Origin of the sequence: Demequina pelophila (assembly GCF_000971175.1) — a bacterium.
Taxonomy (GTDB): Bacteria; Actinomycetota; Actinomycetes; order Actinomycetales; family Demequinaceae; genus Demequina; species Demequina pelophila.
In genome coordinates this window covers 27,585-41,921 of record NZ_BBLY01000010.1, presented here as the reverse complement: position 1 = coordinate 41,921, position 14,337 = coordinate 27,585, and the positions used below count along the sequence as shown (strand labels likewise).

The following is a 14,337-nucleotide window of genomic DNA, read 5'->3' as shown; positions in this document are numbered from 1 at the left end:
CGGCGCGCGGGATGCGGAGACCCGCGGACGCACGGTCCGGGGGTTTCGCAGGATCAGACGGTGACGGACACCTCGACGACCGAGCCGGGCTCGGCGTACGGCACCACCGTGCCGTCGAGCGGCCGCCCGTCGACGACCAGCGACGGCTCCGTGCCGCCGGAGTTCGCCACACGGATCACGTACTCCGCGCCGCGCACGGTGCGGCGGACGGTGTAGTCCGACACCTCGGCGCCGATGCACGGCTCGATCCGCAGGCCGTCCCAGTCGGGGCGCACGCCCAGCAGGTACTGCGAGACGGTGATGAAGTTCCACGACGCCGTGCCGGTGAGCCACGAGTTCTTGGCCTCGCCGTGGCGCACCGCGTCCTTGCCCGCGATCATCTGCGCGTAGACGTACGGCTCGAGGCGGTGGACCTCGGACTGCTCCTCGCGGTAGGCCGGGGCGATCTGCTTCCAGTACTCCCACGCGCGCTCGGGGCGGCCGATGACGGTCTCCGCGATGATCACCCACGGGTTGTTGTGGCAGAAGATGCCCGCGTTCTCCTTGTAGCCCGGCGGGTAGGAGGTCACCTCGCCCAGCTCGACGTGGTACTCGCGGTAGGGCGGGTTGAGCAGGACGATGCCGTGGGGCGTGTTGAGGCGCTCGCGCACCGAGTCGAGGGCGCGGGCGGCGCGCCCGTCCTCGACGCCGATCCCGCCCATGATGCAGAAGCCCTGGGGCTCGATCCAGATCTGGCCGTCGGTGTTCTCCGCGGAGCCCACCTTGTTGCCGAAGTAGTCGTACGCGCGCAGGAACCAGTCGCCGTCCCAACCGTGCTCGAGCACCGCGGCCTTCATCTCCTCGATGGCCTGCTCGGCCCGGGCGGCCTCCGCATCGTCCCCGCGGCGGCGCGCGAGGGCGACGTACTCGGGGCCGATCGCGGCGAACATGCCGGCGATGAAGACCGACTCGGCGACGCCGCCGGTGCGGTTCCCGGTGGTCTGGAAGGACTCGCCGGGCTCCGTGGAGAAGCAGTTGAGGTTGAGGCAGTCGTTCCAGTCGGCGCGGCCGATGAGCGGCAGCCCGTGGGGGCCCTTGTTGTTGACGGTGAAGTCGAAGGAGCGCTTGAGGTGCTCCATGAGCGACTCGGCCTTGGACTCGTCGTTGTCGAACGGCACCTGCTCGTCGAGGATCGCGAAGTCGCCGGTCTCCTTGATGTAGGCGGCGACGCCCAGGATGAGCCACAGCGGGTCGTCGTTGAAGCCCGAGCCCAGGGTGTGGTTTCCGCGCTTGGTGAGCGGCTGGTACTGGTGGTACGCGCTGCCGTCCTCGAACTGGGTCGACGCGATGTCGATGATGCGCTCACGGGCGCGCTCGGGGACCAGGTGGACGAAGCCCAGGAGGTCCTGCGAGGAGTCGCGGAAGCCCATGCCGCGGCCCATGCCGGTCTCGAAGAAGGACGCGGAGCGCGACATGTTGTAGGTCACCATGCACTGGTACTGGTTCCAGGTGTTGACCATGCGGTCGAGCTTGTCGTGGCCCGACTCGACGGTGTAGCTGCCCAGCAGCGAGTCCCAGTGCGCGGTGAGGCGGTCGAACTCGGCCAGCGTGGCCTCGTCGGTCGCGAAGCGGGCGAGCAGCTCGCGGGCGCCGTCCTTGCGGATCACGCCGGGGGCCTCCCACTTGTCGTCGCGCGGGTTCTCGAGGTAGCCGAGCACGAAGGTGAAGGCGCGCGACTCGCCCGGCTCGAGCGAGACCTCGAGGTGGTGCGAGGCGATCGGGTACCAGCCGGACGCGACCGAGTTCTGCGACTGGCCCGCGTGCGGCACGGCGGCCTCGTCGAAGCCGTTGCCGAAGCCCAGGAAGGTGTCGCGGTCGGTGTCGAAGCCCGCGATGGGCGCGTTGACGCCGTAGACCGCGTAGTGGTCGCGGCGCTCGCGGTACTCGGTCTTGTGGAAGATCGCGCCGTCCTCGACCTCGACCTCGCCGATGGACAGGTTGCGCTGGTAGTTGGTCTGGTCGTCCTCGGCGTTCCACAGGGCGAACTCGACGAAGCTGAACAGGTCGACGTCCTTGCGGGCGTCGGTCGTGTTCGTGAGCTCGACGCGGTGGATCTCGGCGTTGACGTCGACGGGGACGAAGAGCAGGACCGAGGCGGTGAGGCCGCCGCGCGCGCCGGTGATGCGGGTGTACCCCATGCCGTGGCGCGTCTCGAAGGAGTCGAGCTCGGTCTTGTACGGGCGGTAGCCGGGGCTCCACACGTCGCCGCCGTCGTTGATCGAGAAGTAGCGGCCGCCGTCGTCGACGGGCACGTTGTTGTAGCGGTAGCGCGTGAGGCGGCGCAGCTTCGCGTCGCGGTAGAAGCAGTAGCCGCCACCCGTGTGGGACACGAGCCCGAAGAACTCCTGGGATCCCAGGTAGTTGATCCACGGGTAGGGGGTGTGGGGCGTCGTGATGACGTACTCGCGAGCCTCGTCGTCGAAGTGACCGAACTGCATGCTGGGGGTTCCCTTCCGGCTGGGGCGGCCACCGCATCGTGCCGCCGACGCCCCCACTCTATCGAAGCGTTTCGACCATTGCGACAGAGCGCCCGGATCGGACCCGGGGTAGGCGAGGCCCGGCGGCGCCACTAGGGTGTCGTCATGCTGCTCTCGGACAGGGACATCAGGGCGGAGATCGCCACGGGCAGGGTCGCCCTCGAGCCGTACGACGAGGCGATGATCCAGCCCTCGTCGATCGACGTGAGGCTCGACCGCTACTTCCGCGTCTTCGACAACCACAAGTACGCCGCGATCGACCCGGCCGCCGAGCAGCCGGAGCTCACGCGCCTGGTCGATGTCAAGGACGGGCCCTTCGTGCTGCACCCGGGCGAGTTCGTGCTCGGCTCGACGTACGAGTCCGTGACGCTGCCGGACGACGTCGCGGCGCGCCTCGAGGGCAAGTCGAGCCTGGGCCGCCTGGGCCTGCTCACGCACTCGACCGCGGGCTTCATCGACCCGGGCTTCGAGGGCAACGTCACGCTCGAGCTGTCCAACACGGCGACCCTGCCCATCAACCTGTGGCCGGGCATGAAGATCGGCCAGCTGTGCTTCTTCCGGCTGTCCTCCCCCGCCGAGCACCCCTACGGCTCGGAGCGCTACGGCTCGCGCTACAAGGGCCAGCGCGGCCCCACCGCGTCGCTCAGCTGGAAGAGCTTCCACCGCATCGACCTGGACTGAGCGGGCGGGCACCGGTGCCGGCGCCGGCGCCGGTGCCGGTGCCGGTGCCGGTGCCGGTGCCGCACCTCACCCACCGGTGCGCGGTGAGTCGCGTCACATTCACCCATCTTCCTGGCATGACGTCGCTATAGTCCGGCTGTACGCATCACGAGCCGGGGGGATGACGATGCAGCAGGACGACCCTTTCGCGGACCCGTTCGCGGACCACGCGACCGCGCAACGCGCGGCGGAGCTGGCCGCCGCGAGCCGTGCACCGGCGGCCTGGTACCCGGATCCCGAGGACCCGTCGCGGGCTCGCTGGTGGGACGGCACGCGCTGGAGCGCGGACACCCTCCCGTCGGGCGTGGCACAGTCGCTGGCGCCCCGGTCGGCGGTCGCGCCGGGCTCGGTGCCGGCAGCGGCCGCCGGTGAGCCGGCAACGGCGTCGCCCGGCATAGCGCCCGGCATGGCGCCCGGCATGGCGTCCGGCACGGCGCCCGGCACGGCGTCCGGCCACGGCCCCTCGACCGCGGCCTCGACGGGCGGCCCGCGCCGCCCGGTGCTGACGGCGGCGGCGATCGCGGTCGGCGCGCTCATGGCGGCCGCGGCCGGCTACGTGGCTCTCGGCGCGCTCGAGCCCGCCTCGGGCGACTCCGGCCTCGGCGCGGACCCGGGCCCCGCGGAGGACCCCGCCGACGCGGGCGCCGTCGCGGCGGCGTCAGCCTCGCCCGCACCTGCGTCGGCCTCGCCCGCACCGACGTCGAGCGCCCCCGCCTCGGCGGCGACCGCATCGGCCGCGACCGCATCAGCCGCCACTCCCGCCACCGCACCCGACGGCTGGACCACCCTCACTGCGCCGTCCGGCCTGCTGACCTTCGCGGTCGACCCCGGGTGGGAGCGAATCGCCGAGGGCGAGGTCGAGGGCGGCCCGGGCCCGGGCGAGTTCTTCGAGTCGGTGGGCTGGTGGACCACCCCGGGCGACGGGCTGGCCCTCAGCATCGTCGCCTTCCACCGCTACTCCGACGCGTATCCGCCGCAGGAGACCGCCGCCCAGATGGTGGAGTTCGCCTCCGACACCCCGGCCACCGTGGAGACGCTCACCGTGGCCGCCGGGTACGACGCCCACCTCGCGGTGGTGCGCGACCCGGAGGCCGAGTTCGCGTACGAGCACTGCGCGGCCGCGGTCGACGACGGCACCTCCCAGGCGATCGTCACCGGCATCGGCAGCGCGCTCGTGCCCGAGTGCGCGGCGACCGTGCGGGCCATCGCGGCCACCCTCGTGTTCGAGTAGTCCGCACGCCCCGGACCGCGCGCTATCCTGGCGGCTCACGACAGGGGAGCGCTTCCCGCCAGGGAGCAAGAGCGCTGAGAGTGCGGACCCGCCGCAGACCCTCGCACCTGATCCGGTTCGCACCGGCGTAGGGAGTCGAGTCTCGTCCCCTCCTCACCAAGGAGGTCACCCATGCGCATCCTGCGCACCGCCGCGATCGCGGCCGCCGCCACGTCCGTCCTCGCCCTCGCCGCCTGCGCGGCGGACGACGAGGCCCCGGACCCGACCGACGAGGCGACCACCGCATCGTCCCCCGCCACTGGGGCCACGGACGGTGCGACGGCCGGCGAGGCCGCCGGCACCGTCACGGTCGTCACGCACGACAGCTTCTTCGTGGACGATGCGCTGCTCGCCGACCTCGAGGCCGAGTCCGGCCTCACGGTCGAGTTCGTCGCCCCCGGCGACGCCGGCATCCTGGTCAACCAGCTCGTGCTGACCAAGGACGCGCCGCTGGGCGACGTGGTCTACGGCGTCGACAACACCTTCGCCACCCGCGCCACCGAGGCGGGGGTGTTCGCCGCCTACTCGCCCACCGCATCGGCCGCGGGCGATGCCGCCGCGTACGCGATCCCGGGCGCCGAGGACCTGCTGACCGCCGTCGACTTCTCCGACGTGTGCCTCAACTACGACCTCGCGGCGTTCCCCGACGGGGCGCCCGCGCTCGCGGACCTCACCGACCCGGCCTTCGCGGGCCAGGTCTCCGTCACCAACCCCGCGACCTCCTCTCCCGGCCTCGCGTTCATGCTCGCGACCGTCGCGGAGTTCGGCGAGGACGGCTGGGCCGGCTGGTGGGAGGACATGCGGGCGAACGACGTGCGCGTGACCGCCTCGTGGTCGGACACCTACTACACGGACTTCTCCGCGCCCAACTACGGCGGGGACTACCCGATCGTGCTGTCCTACGCCTCGTCCCCGCCGTACGAGGTCGCCGACGGCGAGCCCGCGACCGCCGCGATGCTCGACACCTGCTTCCGGCAGGTCGAGTACGCGGGCGTGCTCGAGGGCGCGGCCAACCCCGAGGGCGCGCAGGCCGTGGTCGAGTGGATGCTCTCCGACGCGTTCCAGGCGGCCCTGCCGGAGAACATGTACGTCTACCCGGTGTCCTCGTCGGTCGAGGTACCCGCCGAGTGGGCCGAGTTCGCGCCCCTCGCGGACGACCCCGCCACGCTCGACCCGGCGACCATCGACGCGCACCGCGACGCGTGGATCGACGCCTGGACCGCCGCGGTCCTCGACTGACCGCGCCCGCCCCGGCCCCTCCCGCGCCTCGAGCCCCGTGAACCCCGCACCCGCGAGCGCCCGCCTCTGGTGGGCGCTCGCGGCGTTGCCGCTCGCCTTCCTGGGGCTGTTCTTCCTGTGGCCGGTCGGGTCCGTGCTGGCCCGCGGCCTCGCCGAGGGCGGGGACCTGGGCGGCGCGCTCGCCGTGCTCGCCCGACCCCGGACGATGCGCGCGCTGGGCACCACCGTCGCCCTCGCCCTGGCGGGCACGGCGGGTTCGCTCGCGCTCGGCGTCCCGGCGGCGTGGGCGCTGTCGCGCTTCTCGTGGCGCTTCTCGCGCGGGGTGCGCGCGCTGGTGACGGTGCCGTTCGTGCTGCCCACCATCGTGGTCGCGGCGGCGTTCTCCGCGCTGTTCGCGCGCTCGGGCCTGCTGGGCTCGTGGGGGCTGGACCAGAGCCCGGTCGCGATCGTCCTGGCGCTGGTGTTCTTCAACGTGTCCGTGGTGGTGCGGATCGTGGGCGGCGCCTGGGAGGCGCTCTCCCCGCGCCTGGCCGATGCGGCGCGCACCCTGGGCGCCTCCCGCGCCCGGGCCTTCTGGCGGGTGACGATGCCGGCGCTGCGGCCCGCGATCGTGTCCGCGGCCGCCGTGGTGATGCTGTTCTGCTCGACGTCCTTCGCGCTCGTGCTGGTGCTGGGCGGGTCGCGCGTACGCACCATCGAGACCGAGATCTACCTGCAGGTCAACCAATTCCTCGACCTGCGCGCGGCCGCGGTGCTGGCGGTGGTGCAGGTGGCGTTCGTGGGGGTGGCGCTCGCGGTGAGCGCGCGAGCCGGGCGCGGGCGTGCGCCGGTCGCGGTGGGGGGCGCGCGCGGGCCGCGCGGGCTCGAGCGCGTGGGCGTCGCGGCCGCCCTGGCGCCCACGCTGCTCCTGATGGCGCTGCCCCTGGCCGCGCTCGTCGAGCGGTCGCTGCGCACCGCGGACGGGCACGGGTTCGACCACTACGCGGCGCTGTTCGCCCAGCCGGCGCGCGGGGTGCTGCCTGTGCCGGTGTGGCAGGCCGCGGTGAACTCGGTGGTGACCGCGCTGGTCGCGACGGCCCTCGCGGCCGCGGTGGGGCTGGTGACTGCGCAGCTGGTCGCGGCGCGCACCCGGCGGGCCACGGCGCTCGAGGGCGTCGCGATGCTGCCGCTCGGCGTGTCCTCGGTGGTGGTGGGCCTGGGGCTGCTGCTCACCCTCAATCGCAGCGTGCTGGGAGTCGACCTGCGCGCGTCGTGGTGGCTCGTGCCCATCGCGCAGGCGGTGGTGGCGCTCCCGCTCATGCTCCGCGTCCTGCTGCCGGCCGCGCGCGCGATCGATCCGCGCCTTCGGGCCGCGGCCGCGACGCTCGGCGCGTCGCCCTGGCGGGTGTGGTGGAACGTGGACGCGCGGCTGCTGCGCTCCGCGGCCGCGGGGGCGCTGGTGTTCGCGTTCGCGATCTCGCTGGGCGAGTTCGGGGCGACCGTCTTCGTCGCGCGACCCGACCGTCCCACCCTGCCCACGGCGATCGCGCGACTGCTGAGCCGACCGGGCATCGAGAATGTGGGCATGGCCTTCGCCGCCGCCGTGCTCCTCGCCCTCATCACCGGAGGCGTCATGCTGCTGTCCGATCGACTTCGCACCCGCGTGGGGGCCGAGCTGTGAGCGGGGTGGACGCCGGGGTGCCAGGCGCGGGCGCCCCCCGCGCCGGGGTGTCGGGCGCGGGCGCCCCTCGCGCCGGGGGCGCGGGGCGGCCCGGCGCCGCAAGCGACGGGCTCGTCGTGCGCGACATGCGCGTGACCTATCCGGGCCGCCCGCCCGTCGAGGCGGTGCGCGGGGTGTCCCTCGAGGTCGCGCGCGGGGAGACCGTCGCGCTGCTCGGGGCGTCCGGCTGCGGCAAGTCGTCGCTGCTCGGAGCGATCGTGGGCGTGGTCGAGCCCAGCGCCGGATCCGTGTCGTGGGACAGCGCCGACCTCACCCGGGTGCCCGTGCATCGGCGCTCGTTCGGCCTGGTCTTCCAGGACGGGCAGCTGTTCCCGCACCTCACCGTGGCCCGCAACGTGGCGTTCGGCCTCGAGATGGCGCGGATCGCGCGCGACGAGCGCCGCGCGCGGGTGGCGGAGCTGCTCTCGCTCGTGGGGCTCGAGGGCCTGGGCGACCGCGACGTCGCCGAACTCTCGGGCGGCCAGCGTCAGCGCGTCGCCCTGGCTCGCTCCCTCGCGCCGCGGCCGCGCCTCCTCGCGCTCGACGAGCCCCTGTCCTCGCTCGACGCCGAACTGCGCGGCCGGCTCGCGGTCGAGGTGCGCGAGATCCTGCGCGCGACGGGCACCACCGGCATCGTGGTGACGCACGACCCCGCGGAGGCCGAGGTGATGGCGGACCGCGTGCTGCGGATGCGCGACGGGGTGCTGGCGGACTGAACCGCGGCCCCGCCTCGCCCTGCCCGCCCCACCCCAACGCGGAATGGGTAGCTGGTGGTCGGTTTCGCAAGGTTGCTGCGCGCCAGGGGTAGCTCATGGTCGCTTGGGCGACCAACAGCCGCCGACGCGACCGGGTCCAGCCTCGTTCGCTAGCCGAATTCATGCACTTTGGGCGCCGCACCACCCCTGCACCCGGCACCCGCGGCACATCCAGCGGCACCCCTCCCCTCGCCACCACCAGCAGCACCGCCGGAGTGTCCGCCGCCCAAAACGCGTGAATTCGGCTAGCGCGCACCAACGCACACCGGCGCACTCCGCTTCGGGGCGCCTCGAGGCCGCGAACGCCGCTTACCCTGAGCCGCGTGATTGACCTGCCTGACGAGCCCGACCAGCCGCAGCTCGACCAGCCCGAGCTCGACCAGCCCGTGTGGCACGCGCTCAGCGGACCGCACGCCCACCTGGCGATCGCCGAGGGGCGCGCGGTCCGGTACCGGCCATCGGTCGCCAGGTTCGCCGCCGTGCCGCCGCACCCGACCGCGGCCGACTGGACAGACCTCGCCGAGATCGTCGGCGACGACGAGGTGGTCCTGTTCGGCAGGCCGCACCAGGTGCCCGCGGGCTGGGAAGTCGAGCAGTTCCCCGTCGTTCAGTTCACCGCACCGACAGGCTTTGGCTCGTTCCAACGCGATCTCATCCGCCTGGGCAGCGATGACGCGCTTGACATGGTGGCGCTCGTCGAGGAGACCCAGCCGGGTCCGTTCCTGCCCGAGACCCACCTGTGCGGCAGCTACTACGGCGTGCGAGACGACGGACGGCTGGTCGCCATGGCCGGCGAGCGGCTCACGACCGGCGGCTTCACCGAGATCAGCGCCGTGTGCGTCCGCGAGTCGCACCGCGGCCAGGGACTCGCGACCGCATTGATCGAGCACGTGGCGAACGGGATCGTGTCCGCGGGCCGCACGCCCTTTCTCCACACCGGAGCCGCCAACGCCCCGGCGATCGCGCTGTACGACCGCCTGGGATTCGCGCGCCGCGAGTGCGACAACGTGGTGCAGCGCATTCGCCGCCTCCGCTGACGGCGAGAACGACAACCACCTACCCCTCAGGTGCATCAACCTCGCGAAACCGACCACCAGCTACCAATTCCGCTGCGCCGACGCGGGCGGGGCTGGGTGGGCGGCAGCGCGCGGGCAGAAGGCGGGCGAGCCCCTCCTCAGAACTTGAGCAGAGTTCGCTCAACTTTTACGCCCACGGCTTGACATCGCGCACCCCGCGACTTAACTTGAGTCTCAGTCGCTCAAGTTCCGAGCGCGAGATTTCAGCGCGGCACCCTGGCCGCAGAAGGAGCACGAACATGGCACGAGCAGTCGGCATCGACCTCGGCACCACCAACTCCGTGGTGTCGGTCCTCGAGGGTGGCGAGCCCACCGTCATCGCGAACGCTGAGGGCGCCCGCACCACCCCGTCGGTGGTCGCGTTCTCCAAGACGGGCGAGGTGCTCGTCGGCGAGATCGCCAAGCGCCAGGCCGTCACCAACGTCGACCGCACCATCGCGTCGGTCAAGCGCCACATGGGCACCGAGTGGTCGCAGGAGATCGACGACAAGAAGTACAACGCGCAGGAGATCTCCGCGCGCATCCTGGGCAAGCTGAAGCGCGACGCCGAGGAGTACCTGGGCGAGACCGTGACGGACGCCGTCATCACCGTCCCCGCCTACTTCAACGACGCCGAGCGCCAGGCGACCAAGGACGCCGGCACCATCGCGGGCCTCAACGTGCTGCGCATCGTCAACGAGCCCACCGCCGCGGCCCTCGCGTACGGCCTGAACAAGGGCGAGCAGGACGAGCACATCCTGGTCTTCGACCTGGGCGGCGGCACCTTCGACGTGTCGCTCCTCGAGGTGGGCAAGGACGAGGACGAGTTCTCGACCATCCAGGTCAAGGCCACCGCGGGCGACAACCGCCTGGGCGGCGACGACTGGGACCAGCGGATCGTCGACCACCTGGTCAAGGAGGTCAAGAACACCGAGGGCATCGACCTGTCGAAGGACAAGTCCGCCCTCCAGCGCCTCCGCGAGGCCGCCGAGCAGGCCAAGAAGGAGCTCAGCTCCTCGCAGCAGACCACCATCTCGCTGCAGTACCTCAGCATCGGCGAGAACGGCCCGGTCCACCTGGACACCAAGCTCACCCGCGCGCAGTTCCAGCAGATGACGCAGGACCTGCTCGACCGCACCAAGGCCCCGTTCCACCAGGTCATCAAGGACGCCGGCATCAAGCTGTCGGAGATCAACCACGTGCTGCTCGTGGGCGGCTCGACCCGCATGCCCGCGGTCACCGAGGTCGTCAAGGAGCTCACCGGCGGCAAGGAGCCCAACAAGGGCGTCAACCCGGACGAGGTCGTCGCCGTGGGCGCCGCGCTGCAGGCCGGCGTGATCAAGGGCGAGCGCAAGGACGTCCTGCTCATCGACGTCACGCCGCTGAGCCTGGGCATCGAGACCAAGGGCGGCGTCATGACCTCCCTGATCGAGCGCAACACCGCGATCCCGACCAAGTCGAGCGAGGTCTTCTCGACCGCCGAGGACAACCAGCCCTCCGTGCTCATCCAGGTCTACCAGGGCGAGCGCCAGTTCGCCCGCGACAACAAGCTGCTCGGCACCTTCGAGCTGTCGGGCATCGCGCCGGCCCCGCGGGGCGTCCCCCAGATCGAGGTGACGTTCGACATCGACGCCAACGGCATCGTCCACGTCCACGCCAAGGACCGCGGCACCGGCAAGGAGCAGTCGATCACCGTGACCGGCGGCTCGGCCCTGTCCAAGGAGGACATCGACCGCATGGTCAAGGACGCCGAGGAGCACGCGGAAGAGGACAAGAAGCGCCGCGAGGACGCCGAGACCCGCAACAACGCGGAGGCCTTCGCCTACTCGACCGAGAAGATCCTGTCGGAGAACGAGGACAAGGTCCCGGCCGAGGTCGCGGAGGACGTCAAGTCCGCCATCGCCGAGGTCAAGACCGCGCTCGAGGGCGAGGACGTCGACGCGATCAAGACCGCGCACGAGGCGCTCGTCGAGAAGGCGCAGAAGATCGGCGAGGCCGTCTACGCCGCGCAGCAGGCCGAGGGCGTGAACGTGGCCGCGGACTCCGCGGCCCAGACCGCCGCCGGCGCGCCGCAGGACGACGACGTGGTCGACGCCGAGATCGTCGACGACGAGAACGACAAGAAGTAGCACGCCCCGGGCGGGTGGCCGGGCCTTCGGGTCCGGGCCGCCCGCCCTCGGCGCCGCTCCACCGGGAAGGCAGCCATGACCGACACCACCCCCCAGCCCGACGAGCCGCAGGACGATGCGGTGGCCCAGGCCGAGCGCATCCTCAACGAGGCGGGCAAGGACGTCCCCGAGGGCACGTTCCTCGACGAGAACGAGGACGGAATCGACGACCTCAACGCGGACGAGCAGGGCGCGGATGATGCGCTGAACGCCGCCTACACGAAGGCCGCCGAGCACCTCGCGGACCTGCAGCGGCTCCAGGCGGAGTACGTGAACTACCGCAAGCGCGTGGACCGCGACCGCGAGCTCATCCACGAGAAGGCGACCATCAAGGCAATCGAGGCGCTCATCCCGGTGCTCGACGACATCGCCGCCGCGCGCGAGCACGGCGACCTCGCGGAGGGCCCCTTCGCGTCCATCGCGGAGAAGCTCGAGGCGGCGCTGGGCCGGATGGGCTGGAGCTCGTTCGGCGCCGTGGGCGACCTGTTCGACCCGCAGCACCACGAGGCCCTCATGTCCCAGCCGAGCACCGAGGTCGCCGAGCCGACCGTGCAGCACGTGGCGCAGCCCGGCCACCAGGTGGGCGAGCGCGTGGTGCGCCCCGCCCGCGTGATCGTCGCCCAGCCCGAGTAGCACCCGACTGACAGAGAGGAGGCGCCATGGCCAGCCAGGACTGGTTCCAGAAGGACTTCTACAAGACGCTGGGCGTCTCCAAGGACGCGAGCGCCGAGGACATCAAGAAGGCGTACCGCAAGCTCGCCCGCGACCTGCACCCCGATCGCAACCCCGGGGACGCCGGCGCGGAGCAGCGCTTCAAGGACGTGGGCGAGGCCTACTCCGTGCTGTCCAATGCCGAGGAGCGCCAGCAGTACGACCAGATCCGCGCCATGGGCGGGGGCGCCCGCTTCCAGGCCGGCGGCCCCGGCGGCGCGGGCAACTTCGAGGACATGTTCGGCGGGATGTTCGGCGGCGGCCGCGGGGGCCAGCAGTTCCGTGGCCAGCAGTTCGGCGGCCAGGGCGGCGGCTTCGACGACATCCTCAGCGGACTGTTCGGCGGGGGCTTCCAGCAGGGACCGCAGAAGGGCCAGGACGTGGCCGCCGCGGTCGAGGTGACGTTCCGCCAGGCCGCGGAGGGCGCGACGGTCCAGCTGGGCCTGTCCGGCCAGACCGTGTCGACCCGTCTCCCCGTCGGGGTGGCGAACGGGCAGAAGATCCGCGTGCCCGGCAAGGGCCGCCCGGGCAGCAACGGCGGCCCCGCCGGCGACCTGCTGCTGACCGTGCACGTCGCCAAGCACCCGGTGTTCACCGCGGACGGCCTCAACCTCAAGGCCCGCGTCCCCGTGCGCTACGACGAGGCGGTGCTCGGGGCCCACATCGAGGTGCCCACCCTCACGGGTGAGCAGGTCCGGGTCAAGGTGCCGCAGGGCACGCAGTCCGGCACCACGCTGCGCGTGAAGGGACACGGCCTCACGTCGAAGAAGGGCACCGGCGACCTCCTGGTCACCATCGAGGTCGCCGTGCCCAAGAAGCTCTCGCGCGACGCCCGCAAGGCGCTCGACGCGCTCGTCGAGGCCTCGGGCCACGACGACGTGCGCGCATCCCTGTACACCGACGCGGCGCGCTGAGCCGCACGGCCCGTTCGACCCGACGCACCCGCTACCGTGACCGGCAAGGAGGTGGACCATGGAGCAGCCCGACGTCGATGAGCCCGTGTTCCTCATCTCCGCCGCGGCGGAGCTCGCGGGCATGCACGCGCAGACGCTGCGCCAGTACGACCGCCTGGGCCTGGTGGTGCCGCGTCGCCGCCCGGGAGGCGGGCGCCGCTACTCGCTGCGCGACGTGGCGACGCTGCGCGAGATCCAGCGCCTGAGCCAGGAGGAGGGCATCAACCTCGCCGGCATCGCGCGCATCCTCACGCTCACGCGCCGCGTGCAGCAGCTCGAGACCGAGGTGGAGCGGCTGCGCCCGCGCGCGGACACCGGCTCACGCGTGTTCACCACCGGCCCGAGTGGCAACGTCGTCATCGTCGAGCGTGGGCAACGTGCCCGGCGCGACGAGGGCCGCACCATCGTGCTGTGGGCTGGCCACCGCACGCAGGAGCCCGCGGCCGCCGAATAGCGCCCGCAACCGCGGAACACGCCCAGGGCGCGGACCCCGGAAGGGCGAGGCGCTCGGGTCAGGCCTCGACGGCGACCGGCGCGGCCTCGAGAGCCGCCACGGCCCAGCGCACCGCGGTCCGCCAGTCGGTGAGGCGCTCGACCCCGTGCTCGGCCTGCGACCGGTGCATGAGCTCGAGCAGCACCAGCCCGTGGAGCGTGCCCCACAGCCGCGCGGCGGCGTCGTGGCAGGGCGCCGGGTCCGCATCCGGACCGCACAGCGCGGCGGCCACCCGCGAGCGGTGGCCGTAGAAGGTCTCGACGGCGCGCACGCGCGCCTGCTCGCCGGGCTCGTAGCCCTGAGCGGCCGGCACGAACATCGCCTGGAACTGCGTCGGGTAGGTCAGTCCCCACTCGACGAACGCCTCGCTCGCGGCGACGAGCGCATCGGCTCCCGCTCCGCGCGCGTCGAAGGAGGTCGCGAGCGCCTCGTCGAGCGAGTCGAAGCCCCACTCGACCACGGCGTCCATGAGCCCGGACTTGCCGGAGAAGTGCGTGTAGACGCCCATGGTGGAGCATCCCGCGGCCTTCGCCACCGCACGGACGGTGAGGCCCGCGGCCCCATGAGTATTGACGATCTCGAGTGCGCCCTCGAGGAGGCGGGAGCGCAGGTCCGTGGCAGGCGTTTCGAGCATGCCACGATGTTATGCCGCATACAAATACGACGCGGCAGTCGAAGGTCCTAGCGTTGGACCGATACTGCCCCGGGTGCCATCGGGGCCGGCACCGCCCTCAGCACGGCGCCGGCCCCGGCCCCCC

12 protein-coding genes and 1 riboswitch are annotated in these 14,337 nt (G+C 72.3%); of the genes, 10 read left to right on the top strand and 2 right to left on the bottom strand.

Features of this window, described 5'->3' with window-relative positions; all coding sequences use genetic code 11:
• Positions 1 to 53: 53 nt before the first annotated feature.
• Positions 54 to 2,477, bottom strand: a complete 2,424-nt coding sequence (locus AOM03_RS12135) for a glycoside hydrolase family 94 protein (RefSeq protein WP_062381732.1) — start codon at positions 2,475 to 2,477, stop codon at positions 54 to 56.
• A gap of 144 nt (positions 2,478 to 2,621) precedes the next feature.
• Here AOM03_RS12135 and dcd point away from each other — a divergent pair, with 144 nt between their 5' ends.
• The 10 genes from dcd to AOM03_RS12085 all read left to right on the top strand — a co-directional run bounded on the left by dcd (position 2,622) and on the right by AOM03_RS12085 (position 13,540).
• On the top strand, positions 2,622 to 3,197 hold the full coding sequence (dcd, locus tag AOM03_RS12130; RefSeq protein ID WP_062381731.1) for a dCTP deaminase: 576 nt from the start codon (positions 2,622 to 2,624) through the stop codon (positions 3,195 to 3,197).
• 160 nt (positions 3,198 to 3,357) lie between these two features.
• The gene (locus AOM03_RS12125; protein WP_062381729.1) at positions 3,358 to 4,467 is read left to right on the top strand and encodes a DUF2510 domain-containing protein; all 1,110 of its coding nucleotides are present in this window, start codon (positions 3,358 to 3,360) and stop codon (positions 4,465 to 4,467) included.
• A 32-nt stretch (positions 4,468 to 4,499) separates the two neighbouring features.
• A riboswitch (TPP riboswitch) is annotated at positions 4,500 to 4,618 on the top strand.
• A 20-nt stretch (positions 4,619 to 4,638) separates the two neighbouring features.
• Positions 4,639 to 5,745: a thiamine ABC transporter substrate-binding protein gene (locus tag AOM03_RS12120; protein ID WP_062381727.1), complete on the top strand. Its 1,107-nt coding sequence runs from the start codon at positions 4,639 to 4,641 to the stop codon at positions 5,743 to 5,745.
• Between the two features lie 37 nt (positions 5,746 to 5,782).
• Entirely contained in the window at positions 5,783 to 7,405 is a 1,623-nt protein-coding gene (locus AOM03_RS12115; RefSeq protein WP_062381724.1) for an ABC transporter permease, read from the top strand.
• 125 nt (positions 7,406 to 7,530) lie between these two features.
• Positions 7,531 to 8,160 (top strand): ABC transporter ATP-binding protein, encoded by a 630-nt coding sequence (locus tag AOM03_RS12110; RefSeq protein WP_062381777.1) that lies wholly within the window; start codon positions 7,531 to 7,533, stop codon positions 8,158 to 8,160.
• 362 nt (positions 8,161 to 8,522) lie between these two features.
• Positions 8,523 to 9,236 carry a GNAT family N-acetyltransferase gene (locus AOM03_RS12105; RefSeq protein WP_227589988.1) on the top strand — a complete coding sequence of 238 codons (714 nt, stop codon included), beginning with the start codon at positions 8,523 to 8,525 and terminating at the stop codon, positions 9,234 to 9,236.
• A 278-nt stretch (positions 9,237 to 9,514) separates the two neighbouring features.
• Complete coding sequence (gene dnaK, locus AOM03_RS12100) at positions 9,515 to 11,383, top strand: molecular chaperone DnaK (protein WP_062381722.1); 1,869 nt, start codon at positions 9,515 to 9,517, stop codon at positions 11,381 to 11,383.
• Positions 11,384 to 11,458: 75 nt separating this feature from the next.
• Positions 11,459 to 12,055, top strand: a complete 597-nt coding sequence (gene grpE, locus AOM03_RS12095) for a nucleotide exchange factor GrpE (protein ID WP_062381720.1) — start codon at positions 11,459 to 11,461, stop codon at positions 12,053 to 12,055.
• Between the two features lie 26 nt (positions 12,056 to 12,081).
• Positions 12,082 to 13,047 carry a DnaJ C-terminal domain-containing protein gene (locus AOM03_RS12090; protein ID WP_062381718.1) on the top strand — a complete coding sequence of 322 codons (966 nt, stop codon included), beginning with the start codon at positions 12,082 to 12,084 and terminating at the stop codon, positions 13,045 to 13,047.
• A gap of 58 nt (positions 13,048 to 13,105) precedes the next feature.
• A complete protein-coding gene (locus AOM03_RS12085) occupies positions 13,106 to 13,540 on the top strand; it encodes a heat shock protein transcriptional repressor HspR (RefSeq protein WP_062381716.1) in 435 nt (144 codons plus the stop codon).
• Positions 13,541 to 13,598: 58 nt separating this feature from the next.
• On the opposite strand, the gene AOM03_RS12080 is transcribed toward AOM03_RS12085, so the two are convergent.
• Positions 13,599 to 14,213 carry a TetR/AcrR family transcriptional regulator gene (locus AOM03_RS12080; RefSeq protein ID WP_062381714.1) on the bottom strand — a complete coding sequence of 205 codons (615 nt, stop codon included), beginning with the start codon at positions 14,211 to 14,213 and terminating at the stop codon, positions 13,599 to 13,601.
• Positions 14,214 to 14,337 lie beyond the last annotated feature (124 nt).

What these genes read in the sequence shown, in the direction of transcription:
- dcd (WP_062381731.1), top strand. Translation starts at nt 2,622, where the DNA reads ATGCTGCTCTCGGACAGGGACATCAGGGCGGAGATCGCCACGGGCAGG.
- AOM03_RS12125 (WP_062381729.1), top strand. Translation starts at nt 3,358, where the DNA reads ATGACGATGCAGCAGGACGACCCTTTCGCGGACCCGTTCGCGGACCAC.
- dnaK (WP_062381722.1), top strand. Translation starts at nt 9,515, where the DNA reads ATGGCACGAGCAGTCGGCATCGACCTCGGCACCACCAACTCCGTGGTG.
- AOM03_RS12120 (WP_062381727.1), top strand. Translation starts at nt 4,639, where the DNA reads ATGCGCATCCTGCGCACCGCCGCGATCGCGGCCGCCGCCACGTCCGTC.
- AOM03_RS12090 (WP_062381718.1), top strand. Translation starts at nt 12,082, where the DNA reads ATGGCCAGCCAGGACTGGTTCCAGAAGGACTTCTACAAGACGCTGGGC.
- AOM03_RS12110 (WP_062381777.1), top strand. Translation starts at nt 7,531, where the DNA reads ATGCGCGTGACCTATCCGGGCCGCCCGCCCGTCGAGGCGGTGCGCGGG.
- AOM03_RS12085 (WP_062381716.1), top strand. Translation starts at nt 13,106, where the DNA reads ATGGAGCAGCCCGACGTCGATGAGCCCGTGTTCCTCATCTCCGCCGCG.
- grpE (WP_062381720.1), top strand. Translation starts at nt 11,459, where the DNA reads ATGACCGACACCACCCCCCAGCCCGACGAGCCGCAGGACGATGCGGTG.
- AOM03_RS12135 (WP_062381732.1), bottom strand. Translation starts at nt 2,477, where the DNA reads ATGCAGTTCGGTCACTTCGACGACGAGGCTCGCGAGTACGTCATCACG.
- AOM03_RS12080 (WP_062381714.1), bottom strand. Translation starts at nt 14,213, where the DNA reads ATGCTCGAAACGCCTGCCACGGACCTGCGCTCCCGCCTCCTCGAGGGC.